The following is a 12,041-nucleotide window of genomic DNA, read 5'->3' as shown; positions in this document are numbered from 1 at the left end:
ATGGATTTTATCAAAGACCCAATGGCGATAGAAGTTCGTAGTTTTGAAATTATCAAACCATATATTGAAAAATTAAATTTAAGCGAAGAAGAAACAAAAATTTATTCTCGTATTATTCACGCTTCTGGTGATGTAGATTATGCACCAATCATTCGCATTCATAAAGATGTAGTAGCTTCCATGAAAAAAGCTTTGCTTTCTGGTTGCAAAATCTATACTGATGTAGAAATGGTTCGCACTGGTATCAATAAACGCAAATTAGCCTCTTGGGGTGGCTCTGTAGAATGTAAGATTGCAGATCCTGAAATTGCCAAATATGCCAAAGAACATGGTATCACTCGTTCTATTGCTGCTATGCGTCATTTTGGCAAAGAATTAGATGGAGCAATCGTTGCTATTGGTAATGCACCAACAGCTTTATTTGAAGTTATCCGTTTAATGAATGAAGAAAATATTCGTCCAGCTGCTATTATCGGTACACCAGTTGGTTTTGTAGGAGCTGCTGAATCAAAAGATTTATTAATTGCTGAATCAAAAGTTCCATATATTACAGTAACAGGAACAAAAGGCGGTAGCCCAATTGCTGCTTCTTGCATTAATGCAGTAATGTATATCATTGATAATACACGCATTTAATAAGGTGATTTAATGATGAAAAAAGTAAATATTCCTCGTGTAGTTATTGCAGCCACTCAAAGTAGTTCAGGTAAGACTACAGTCGTTACAGGAATACTTCGTGCATTAAAAAATAAAGGTTTAAAAGTACAACCGTATAAAGTTGGCCCTGATTATATTGATCCTAGTTATCATGGCATGGCGGCAGGAAGAAAAGGTCATAATCTTGATACATGGCTTGTTGATGAAAGCATGATAAATGATTTATTTGTGCAAGAATCAAAAGATGCCGATATAGCGATTATCGAAGGTGTTATGGGGCTTTATGATGGCGGAAAAAATGGTGTTAGTTCTACAGCACAATTAGCGAAAAAATTAAATGCACCTGTGATTTTAGTCATCAATGTGCAATCAATGGGAGATTCAGCCGCAGCTATAGCACTTGGTTTTAAATTATATGATAGTGATGTGAATTTAGCTGGTGTAATCGTAAATAAATTAGGTTCACCAACACATAAAGCTTTGATTGAAGAAGCTATGAAAAAAATAAATGTGCCTGTTTATGGTGCAATTTTCCGTGATGATAGTGTGCATATGCCAGAGCGTCATTTAGGTTTGACACCAGCTGGAGAAAATAATGCACGTGAAGTCATTGAAAAGATTTCTGAAAAAATTGCTCAAGAAGTGTATTTAGATGAAATCATTGAACTTGCTAAAACAGCACCAGCTATCGAAGTTGAAGAATTTGAAGCCGAAAATATCAAAAAAGATATAACCATAGGTATTGCACAAGATAAAGCTTTTTCTTTTTATTATCCAGCAAGTTTAGCTCAATTAGAAAATTTAGGGGCAAAGTTGAAATTTTTTAGTCCACTAGAAGATGAAACTATTCCTGATGATGTTGATGCTTTGATTTTTGGCGGAGGTTTTCCAGAAGTTTTTGCCCAAGAACTTATGCAAAATACTTCGATGATAAAATCCATACGTAAAGCTAATGAACGCAAAATGCCGATATATGCTGAATGCGGTGGCTTTATGTATTTAATGCAGGGAATTTATGATTTTGAGCAAAGATTTTATGAAATGGTGGGAATTATTCCTGCGAAAGCTCAAATGAATAAAAAATTGCAGACTGTGGGTTATGTGAAAGCAAAAATTCTGCAAAATAATATTTTAGGAAAACAAAATGATGAGATAAAAGGTCATGAATTTCATTTTTCAACGCAGATTGATACACAAGATGAAAGTTTTCCATGGGCATTTGAATTTACGAAAATGCGTAATAATATGAAATACAAAGCAGGATATGCTAAAGATAATATTGTAGGTTCATATTTGCATTTACATTTTTTAGGCTCAAAGCAAAATGCTAAATATTTTGTGGAACAAATAAGAGCTTATAAAAAATCACTAGAGATGGAGGAAAACTGATGACTAAACATATTATGTTACAAGGTACTTCTTCTCATGTAGGAAAAAGTATTTTAACTACAGCTTTATGCAGAATTTTTTATCAAGAAGGTATGTCTGTAGTGCCATTTAAAGCACAGAATATGGCACTAAATTCTTATGTAACTAAAGATGGCGATGAAATGGGTAGAGCTCAAGTAGCTCAAGCAGAAGCAGCAGGCCTTGAGCCATTTGTAGAGATGAACCCTGTATTATTGAAGCCAACAGGAAATGCTTGTTCACAAGTTATTTTAATGGGAAAAGCTGTAGGAAATATGTCTGCACGTGAATATCATAAGGGCTATTCATTAAAAGCTTTTGATACTGTAAAAGAAGCTATTCGCCGTTTAGAAGAACGCTTTGATATGATGGTAATTGAAGGTGCAGGCAGTCCAGCAGAAGTGAATTTAAAAGCAAATGATATCGTAAATATGCGTATTGCTAAATATTTAAATGCACCAGTATTGTTGATTGCTGATATTGACCGTGGCGGAGCATTGGCTTCCCTTGTGGGAACTTTAGAGCTTTTAGAGCCAGATGAAAGAGCTTTAGTAAAAGGACTCATCATCAATAAATTCCGTGGCGATGTAACTATTTTACAGCCTGCACTTGATTTCCTCGAAGAAAAAACAGGAAAACCAGTTTTAGGTGTAATTCCTTATTTACCTGATTTAGGTATTGAAGATGAAGACTCTGTATCTTTAGATGATAAAAAGACTCAAGCGAAAGATAAAGTAAATGCACCAATAAAAATTGCAGTAATTCAAACTCCTAAAATTTCTAATTTCACTGATTTTGATGCTTTGAGTAAAGAAGATGATGTAAATCTTTATTATGTAAAAGAAGGTCAAGATATCGGTGAAGCAGATTTAATTTTACTTCCAGGTAGCAAAAATACTACAGAAGATATGCTTTATTTGCGTGATAGTGGTATGGAAAAAGCTTTAAATGAAGCTCATGAAAAAAACATTCCTATCATTGGCATCTGTGGTGGCTATCAAATGCTTGGTGAAAAAATCAGTGACCCATTGCATACTGAATCAGATAATGATAGCGTAAAAGGACTTGGCTTCTTGCCAATGGAAACTACTTTTGTAGAGAAAAAACTCACTTCACAAGTTGAAGCAAAATGTCTTTCTTGGGAATTTTTAGGTGAAAAATTATCTATAGATGATTTATTTGGCTATGAAATTCATATGGGAACTACTAAATTTACAAAAGAAGCAAATCATCCATTCATGATCACAAAACGTGCTGATAAAGATGTGCAGGTGGCAGAAGGTATGATAAATCAAGAACAAAATGTCATGGGTGCATATATTCATGGTATTTTTGATAATGATAAATATCGCCGTAGTCTGATCAATATATTGCGTAAACGCAAAGGATTAGAAGCATTACCTGTAAGTACAAATTATGCAGCAGCGAAACAAGCAGCATTTAATCGTTTAGCAGATACTGTTCGTCAAAATATGAATATGGAAAAATTAAGAGAAATCTTACAAGACGCATAAAAAAATGCACCTTAAGACTTAATAGAGTTTTAGGGTGCATTTTTATTTGATAATTAGTTACTTTACAGTTTTTTTGAGTAGTTATATTATAAAAGTAATGAGAAAATAATACTTAGAAAGGCGATGGATTTATCATGGATCAAAAAGTATTAGATTATGTTGTAGAAAAAACACATGAATTAATGAATGCTCCTTCTTGTAGCAAAGAAGCAAAACAAGCAGCACAAAATTGGCTTGATGCTATTGGCACAGATAATCAATTAGCAGAAACTAAAAAATATATAGCAGAGCTTGAAGCTGATATTATGCCGATTGATGGATTGATTGCTTTTGCTAATTCTGAAATGGGTGTTAAAGTTTTTGGTGAAGAAATGGCAAAAAATGTATTAGTTCATGCTCAAGATATTAAGGCAAAAGGTGCCAAATATTGCGATTGCCCAGCATGCAAAGCTGTAGCAGATATTTTAGCGAAAAAAGAACAAATGCTCTAATAATAAAAATGGCGATTGATGAAAATCAATCGCTTTTTTTATGATAGTCTAGAAAAATGGTCAATGGCTTTAGCAAATTCTTCAACTGTTTTTTCTGCATCACCATGTTGAATACCATCGATTACACAGTGTTTTAAATGCCCTTCTAAAATTACTTTGCCAACACTATGTAGAGCGGATTTTGCAGCATTTACTTGCATTAAAACATTTTCACAAGGAATAGTTTCATCATCAATCATTCTATCTATGGCATTCAATTGCCCAATAATTTTTTTTATACGGCGATGGAGTTTTTCTGTTTCCATACATTGTTTCATAAAATAATCCCCTTTTGATTATATTAATATAATTATTATAACATGAAGTCAAGATTAAATATTTATTGGATTGTACATTTTTATTTGCTATAATTTAAATTAAATATTAATTGAGAAAAGTTTTCAAATAAATAGCAAAGGAATAAATTTATGTTAAAAGATTATAGTAAAAAACATTCGGCAAGTGAAAGAGCTAGAGAAATTCTTCGTTATATTGGACCAGGACTCTTAATCACAGTAGGCTTTATTGATCCTGGTAATTGGGCTTCAAATTTAGCAGCTGGTGCAGATTTTGGCTATTTATTATTGTGGATGGTAACACTTTCGACAATAATGCTTATTTTACTTCAACATAATGCTGCTCATTTAGGTATTGTAACGGGACTTTGTCTTTCAGAAGCGGCAACAAAATATTTGCCGAAATATCTTTCACGTCCAATATTAGCGACGGCGATGATGGCTTCTATCGCCACGGCTTTAGCAGAGATTTTAGGTGGAGCTATAGCACTTAATTTATTATTCAATATACCACTCGTTTTAGGTGCTATAATTACAGCTGTTTTTTGTGCCATATTATTAAAAACAAATTCTTATCCTAAAATGGAAAAAATTATCATTGCATTTGTATCAATTATAGGTTTTTCTTTTTTGCTTGAATTAAATATGGTGCCGATTGAATGGACAAGTGCAGTAAAAGGATGGATAACGCCATCTTTTCCTGATGGTTCAATTATAATTATCATGAGTGTATTGGGGGCAGTGGTTATGCCTCATAATTTGTTTTTGCATTCAGAAGTAATACAATCGCGTCAATGGAATTTACAAGATGAAAAAATCATAAGACGACAATTAAAATATGAGTTTTTAGATACTTTATTTTCTATGGGGCTTGGTTGGGCTATAAATAGTGCCATGATTATTATTGCGGCCAGTGTATTTTTTTCACATAATTTACAAGTAGATGATTTAGTGCAAGCTACAGAATTATTAAGACCGATTTTAGGGAATAGTGCAGCTTTGATTTTTGCTATAGCTTTGTTGTTTGCAGGGATATCTTCAACAGCGACTTGTGGTATAGCAGGAGGTAGTATTTTTTCTGGTATTTTTGGTGAAGATTATAATATTAAAGATTATCATTCATGGCATGGTGTATTGATAACTTATGGTTTAGCTATATTAGTTATCATATTCATTCAAGACCCATTTGAAGGTTTGATTTATTCTCAGATGTTTCTAAGCATACAATTACCGATTACTATATTTTTGTTGATATATTTAACATCAAGTAAAAAAATAATGGGGAAATTTGTGAATGGATTATATCAAAAAATTATTTTAATTGTTGTTGGCATAATTGTAACTTGTTTAAATTTAATTTTATTATGGGAAATTTTTTATAAATAAGTGATAAAATAGATGTATAATTTTAGTAATCCATTTTTTTATAAATAATAAAAGGATATATTGATGGATTTTTAGAATATTATTTAGTAGAATATATATTATTCACTTAGAATATTGGAGTGGTTTTTATGACAGGAAATAGAGAAGTAATTACAGGTAATGATTTTAAAAGAATGATTGCAGGTGCATATAGTGCTTTTTTATTAGAATATGAAAATATTAATGCTTTGAATTCAGAATCTTTAATGGATGAAAAAGCTGGTACACATATTTTACGTACAATAGGTGCGGCTGCAATGTCATTACGTGATTTACAAGCGGATAGTATTGGCGGTGTATCAAAACGTGTAGGTAGTGCAGCTATTTTAGGAGCACATGGAAATGCTGGTGTATTGATTTCTCAGATTTTACGCGGTATTGCCAAGGGTTTAGCTGGAAAATATGATGCTTCATCTTCTGTTTTTGGAAAATCTTTCCAATATGGTATTTTATATGCTCAACGTGCTGTAAATGATGAAGTAGAACGTCCTTTAATTATTACAGCAAAAGCCGTAGCTAAAGGTGCCTATAATGCAGTTCGTGCTAATTTGCCAATTGCTGAAATTTTGACAGAAGCTATTAAAGCAGGTGGTGTTGCTCTTGGTCAAGCAGAAAAGAAAAATGGCTTTGTAGATGCAGGGGCTAAAGCTTTAGTTGTATTTTTACAGGGTTGTAGAGCTGGCTTAGATGGAAATTATGTATCACCAATATTATTATTTTCTTCTGGGTTTAAAAAATCTCATGATGTACCAAATCCTAAACATGATATCGTTTATACATATGCAGTATCATTTGGTTTGGAAAAATGTCGTGCTAGTATAGATGATTTAGAAAAAATGTTAAATCCATTGGGTAAAGTAGTGGTAGTTAAGGCTTTTGATGATAAAATAACTGTATATTTACATACAGATTGTCCAGGTTTTGTACTTGAACAAGCTGTAGATTGGGGTAAGATAGAAGATATTAAAATTCAAAATTTAGCAATGCCACATGATTTAAAAAATGTAGATAAAACTATTATGGATACTGCTATTTTAACAGTAGCTGATGATGAAAAGACAGCACAGATTCTGGAAAAATTAGGAGCTATAGCAGTCATCACTCAAGATAAAGTAAGTGGTCCATCTGTTGGTGATTTAATAAATTTAATCCATGGAGATATTGCTCAAAATTATATTATTCTGTCTAATAATAAAGCAAGTTCTTTGGTTATGGCACAAGTGAAACGTTTATTAAAGAATAATATAGAAATTATTTATACTAATAATATAGAAGAGCAAGTAAAGGCATTAAAAGTTTTTGATGTAAATAATACTTTAAAAGTAAATTTGCAAAATATGCGTGATGCTATTTAAATATGATTTTATGTAAGATATAAAAGAAAATAATATAAATAAAAATGAAGGGATGGTGGGAATAGGTGGAGATTGCAAAGCGGTATTATATATTGAGTTATAAAGTGCTGATATTAGCAATTATTTGTTGTTTTATAAATGTAAATGCACAAGCAGCACCAATATTGAAATTAAATTCTCATGGACATGATGTAATTGTTTTACAGCAAAACCTCATTCGTATGAATTATGATTTGAGTAAAATTAGTGGAAATTATGATAAGGAAACGCAAGAGGCAGTAAAAGCATTCCAAAAAGATCATAAGATAAAAGCGACGGGTATTGTAAATCGTGAGACATGGTGGGCTATTAAGGGTGGAAGACAAACAGCTATAGTTAATTCGCAATCGTCTACGAATACAAATATTATTTTAGATAACTTATCATCTGTACCATATGGTAGACAATTTTTATCTAAAAAAGAAGTTCCAGGTATTATAGCAACAGCGAAAGATTATGTTGGTGTTCCTTATGTTTTTGGTGGTAATACACCGGCAGGATTTGATTGCTCGGGTTATTTAGAATATGTTTTTGCTAAACATGGAATTCGTATACCACGTACGGCAGATGAACAATATAAATTAGGCAGACTTGTAGAACAAGATGATTTAGAAGCTGGAGATTTAGTATTTTTTACTACGTATGAACCAGGAGCATCGCATTGTGGTATATATTTAGGTAACGGAAATTTTATACATGCTTCAACAAGTAGAGGTATTCGTGTAGATAACTTGGATAATGCATATTGGGCAGCTCGATATTATGGTGGTAAACATATAGTAAAATAAAGAAAACAGCAGGTTTTTCCTGCTGTTTTTTCTAAATAAAAAATAAAGTGAAAAAAATTTCATTGTTGAAGAATTTTGAGTGATAGAAATGATTTATAAATATAATATGAGCAGAAAGGTAATTGACAATGAAACGCATCGAGAAAGTTTTTGAATATTTGCAAGAAGTAGCCAAAAATCAAGAAAATGAAAAAGGTTTAACAGCAACTGCTATTGCGGACAATTTAGGAATTTTACGCAGTAATGTGAGTAGAGAATTAAATAGATTATATAGAATGGGTAAAATTACTAAAATAGCAGGTAGACCTGTTTTATATAAAATAAATAATGAAAATATTGATGATAAGATAGGTATAAAAACGCTTACTAAATTAAATAAAATAGAAAAATCAGCTTTTAGCGATTTAATTGGTGCGGAAGATAGTTTAAAAACACAGGTAGAGCAAGCTAAGGCGGCTGTTATTTATCCTCCAAATGGATTACATACTTTGATTGTTGGTCAAACTGGTGTTGGTAAAACTCTTTTAGCACATATGATGTTTGAATATGGCAAAGAAGTTGGTCGTTTTGCCACAAATGCTCCTTTTGTAACTTTTAATTGTGCAGATTATTATAATAATCCGCAATTATTAATATCGCATATTTTTGGGCATATAAAAGGGGCTTTTACTGGGGCAGATAAATCTGTTCCAGGTCTTATAGAGTCAGCCAATGAAGGTATTTTATTTTTAGATGAAATCCATAGACTTCCACCAGAAGGTCAAGAAATGATTTTTTATTTTATGGATACAGGCACATTTAATCGTTTGGGTGAAACAAAAAGAGAGAGAACAGCTAGTGTGTTAATCATTGGAGCAACTACAGAAAATCCTGATTCAGTATTGACTAAGACTTTTAAAAGACGTATCCCTAATATAATATCTATACCACCACTGGCAGATCGTTCATTAAAAGAAAAATTAGAAATAATGACTGTGTTATTTACGGAAGAATCACGAAGTATTAAAAGACCAGTAAAAGTTTCCTCAGATGCGATAAAAGCTATTATTGGTAGTATTGGTAATGGCAATGTAGGTCAATTAAAATCTAATATTCGTCTTTTATGTGCACAAGCTTTTTTAAATGGCATAAAAACAGATGGTCATATAGAGATAAATTATCAAATGTTACCAGCTAATATAAAATCAGGGATTTTGCCGATGAGTCAAACTCGTGAAGATATAGCTTTAATAGGTCGTTATATTGAAAAGGGATTATATGTGACGCCATCTAGTAAGAGTAAATTGCCGCGAGAAAGCGAAGATGAACCATTTAATTTATATCAAATGGTAGAAAATAAAGTTAATATGCTTAAACGAGAAGGCATAGCAGAAGAATTAATTCAACAAATAGTTGTAGCTGATGTAAATACGTATGTAAAAACTTTTTATAATCAAAAAAATGATGTATCTTTATCTGTTTATGATAGATTATTGAAGATTATTGATGCAGATATGGTGGAATTTGCTCAGCAAGTAGTGTCTTTAGTTGAACGTTATATAAAATTAGTGTCAAGAGAACGTTTTTTATATGCGTTTGGTTTACATTTAAGTTCTTTATTCAATCGCATAAAAGGAAAGCAAAACTTGCATAATGCTTTGGAAGGTACGATTGACACTAATTCTATAGAATTTAAATTAGCGACAAAAATAAAATTGATGATTGAAGAAAAATATAAAGTATCTGTGTCAAAATCTGAAACAGAATATTTTGCCATGTTATTACAATCTTTAAAACAAGAAGATAAATCGCAAAAAATAGTAATAGCAGTAGCAATGCATGGAGAATATACAGCAAGTTCTATGGTGAATGTAGCACGAAAATTATTTAGTGCTAATAAAGCTCCACTACTGGCTTTTGATATGCCTTTAGAGTGTCGACCTGAGGATATGTTGAATCAGATTGTTGAGCAATTACAAAATATTAATTGCCAAGAAGGTGTATTATTGTTGGCGGATATGGGTTCTTTATGTAGTTTTGGGCCTATATTAGAAGAAAGATTGGGTGTGCCAGTTAGGACTTTAGGCATGGTTACGACACCATTTGTATTAGAAGCGATGAGAAAAGCAGATATCGCGGGCATTAGTTTAAATGCAATATATGATTCAATGAAAAATTTTAATGGATATGAACATAACACACTATCAATTGATGACACAAATGATAGACAAAAAGCTGTAGTAACAATCTGTAGTACAGGAAAGGGAACAGCAGAAAAATTACAAAATTTAGTGATAGATATCTTGATCGATGCTTCGATGAATCATATAAAAGTAATTCCTATAGGGCTTGTAGATATGCATAAACGCTTAACTGAAATAGGACATAAATATCAAATTATTGCTGTTGTAGGTATAAAAAATCCTCATATAGATGCACCATTTATACCTATTGAACAGATAATAAGTGGACAAGGCGATATTATTTTGCGTGAAATTGTTGGTGCAAAGGATATTGTAAAAAAAGATGAAACAAATATTGTATTAAAGCGTTTTTGTGAAGATGGATTGCAAGAAATGTTATTGTATTTAAATCCTAGTAAGATAATTGATATTTTGCTTAAATTTATTAATGCATTAGAAGAAAAATTGAAGTTAACATGGGATAATCCTCAAAAATTGCGTTTAATAATACACATAGGTTGTGCATTAGAGCGAATGGTAATTCACAATGGTCTTAAATTTAATGAAAAAAATATAAAAAATGTCGATATAAAAAAATTGGAGATTGTAGAAGAGGCAGCAAAAATCTTTGATGAGACATTACAAATAAAATTAACAAAAGATGAATTGTATTATATTGTAACGATGATTTAAAAAAATAGTGTGTTCAAAAAAGTCTGTGTCAAATTGATTTTGACACAGACTTTTTGATTTAGTGTCAAAATGTAATTGACACAGTTTAGTAAAATGAAGAAGAGTGTCAATTTTTAGACAATACGCATAATTATTAAAAGAAAAGTCCTTATGGTTCTAATAAAATTTTTGACACTAAAACTTGGCACGCCATTTGCATATAATATATAACAAGAAGAATTTTGAAAGGGGAAATAAAAATGTTAGGTATTATTGTTGGTACTCATGGTCATTTAGCAGAAGAATTAGTGAATACTTGTGCAATGATTTGTGGTCAACCAGATAATTTAAAAACAGTAACATTAGTACCAGGGGAAGGTCCAGAAGATTTAATGGCTAAATATAATAAAGCCATGGAAGAAATGGATACAACAAATGGAGTAATTATTTTAAATGATTTATTTGGTGGTAGCCCTTACAATGCCGCATGCCGAGTAGCTATGGAAAATGATAAATGTGGTATTGTAACAGGCGTTAGCTTACCAATGCTTGTAGAAGTTATTAATTATCGTTTATGTAATGGTGATAATGCTAATATACAAGATGCTATGGAAAAAGCAATAGAAGCTAGTGCGGCTGGAGCTCAAAAATTCCATAAAAGTCAAGTAGAAAGCGAAACAGATGATGAAGGAGACGATTTATAATGAAAATTGTATTAGCTAGAATTGATGACCGTTTAATCCATGGACAAGTAGCAACAGTATGGGCAAAAGTTACAGGTTGCGAACGTATTATTGTATGTGATGATGATGTAGCAGCAGATACTATTCGTGCTACTCTTTTAAAACAAGTAGCTCCTCCAGGTATCAAATCCAGTGTTGTTAGCGTAGATAAAGCTATCCGCGTATATAATAATCCTAAATATGAAAATGATAAATGTTTATTGCTCTTCACAAATCCTACAAGTGTATTGCGTATGGTTGAAGGCGGCGTAGATATTAAATCTGTAAACGTTGGTGGCATGAGCTTTAAAGAAGGCAAACGTCAGATTACAAATGCTGTTTCTGTAGATGATAAAGATGTAGAATCCTTCAAAAAATTAAGTGAAAAAGGTATTGAAATCGAATTTAGAAAAGTAGATACAGATAAACGCGTTAATTTAATGGAAATTATTAAATAATTAAATGAAAAGATTA

11 protein-coding genes are annotated in these 12,041 nt (G+C 31.7%); 10 read left to right on the top strand and 1 reads right to left on the bottom strand.

From position 1 onward, the window contains the following. The 4 genes from Q5I67_RS06420 (at position 1) to Q5I67_RS06405 (ending at position 4,069) form a co-directional block, all read left to right on the top strand. Entirely contained in the window at positions 1-636 is a 636-nt protein-coding gene (locus Q5I67_RS06420) for a precorrin-8X methylmutase (protein ID WP_270386412.1), read from the top strand. 15 nt (positions 637-651) lie between these two features. Further along, complete coding sequence (locus Q5I67_RS06415; protein ID WP_302486764.1) at positions 652-2,046, top strand: cobyrinate a,c-diamide synthase; 1,395 nt, start codon at positions 652-654, stop codon at positions 2,044-2,046. Further along, positions 2,046-3,578: a cobyric acid synthase gene (locus Q5I67_RS06410; protein WP_302486763.1), complete on the top strand. Its 1,533-nt coding sequence runs from the start codon at positions 2,046-2,048 to the stop codon at positions 3,576-3,578. Before Q5I67_RS06415 ends, Q5I67_RS06410 begins: the two co-directional genes overlap by 1 nt. 134 nt (positions 3,579-3,712) lie before the next feature. Beyond that, complete coding sequence (locus tag Q5I67_RS06405) at positions 3,713-4,069, top strand: molecular chaperone Hsp90 (RefSeq protein WP_117585064.1); 357 nt, start codon at positions 3,713-3,715, stop codon at positions 4,067-4,069. Between the two features lie 38 nt (positions 4,070-4,107). Here the strand turns inward: Q5I67_RS06405 and Q5I67_RS06400 are convergent, their stop codons facing one another. Further along, positions 4,108-4,386, bottom strand: coding sequence for a metal-sensing transcriptional repressor (locus tag Q5I67_RS06400; RefSeq protein ID WP_008539007.1), 279 nt, complete (start codon positions 4,384-4,386; stop codon positions 4,108-4,110). Between the two features lie 150 nt (positions 4,387-4,536). Here Q5I67_RS06400 and Q5I67_RS06395 point away from each other — a divergent pair, with 150 nt between their 5' ends. From Q5I67_RS06395 to Q5I67_RS06370, 6 genes are all read left to right on the top strand, one after another. Beyond that, the gene (locus tag Q5I67_RS06395; protein ID WP_302486762.1) at positions 4,537-5,790 is read left to right on the top strand and encodes an Nramp family divalent metal transporter; all 1,254 of its coding nucleotides are present in this window, start codon (positions 4,537-4,539) and stop codon (positions 5,788-5,790) included. A gap of 128 nt (positions 5,791-5,918) precedes the next feature. Beyond that, a complete protein-coding gene (locus Q5I67_RS06390) occupies positions 5,919-7,184 on the top strand; it encodes a DAK2 domain-containing protein (protein WP_302486761.1) in 1,266 nt (421 codons plus the stop codon). A gap of 104 nt (positions 7,185-7,288) precedes the next feature. Then, on the top strand, positions 7,289-8,011 hold the full coding sequence (locus Q5I67_RS06385) for an NlpC/P60 family protein (RefSeq protein ID WP_302486760.1): 723 nt from the start codon (positions 7,289-7,291) through the stop codon (positions 8,009-8,011). Between the two features lie 128 nt (positions 8,012-8,139). Beyond that, the gene (locus Q5I67_RS06380) at positions 8,140-10,866 is read left to right on the top strand and encodes a sigma 54-interacting transcriptional regulator (RefSeq protein ID WP_302486759.1); all 2,727 of its coding nucleotides are present in this window, start codon (positions 8,140-8,142) and stop codon (positions 10,864-10,866) included. Positions 10,867-11,105: 239 nt separating this feature from the next. Next, positions 11,106-11,549: a PTS sugar transporter subunit IIA gene (locus tag Q5I67_RS06375; RefSeq protein ID WP_302486758.1), complete on the top strand. Its 444-nt coding sequence runs from the start codon at positions 11,106-11,108 to the stop codon at positions 11,547-11,549. Further along, complete coding sequence (locus tag Q5I67_RS06370; protein WP_018998592.1) at positions 11,549-12,025, top strand: mannose/fructose/sorbose PTS transporter subunit IIB; 477 nt, start codon at positions 11,549-11,551, stop codon at positions 12,023-12,025. The genes Q5I67_RS06375 and Q5I67_RS06370 overlap by 1 nt, the downstream gene beginning before the upstream one ends. The last annotated feature ends 16 nt before the right edge of the window (positions 12,026-12,041 follow it).

It is taken from the genome of uncultured Megamonas sp. (genome assembly GCF_958438645.1).
Classification (GTDB): domain Bacteria; phylum Bacillota; class Negativicutes; order Selenomonadales; family Selenomonadaceae; genus Megamonas.
Note: the sequence above shows the minus strand (reverse complement) of the source record. Positions and strands in the feature narration are given on the sequence as shown.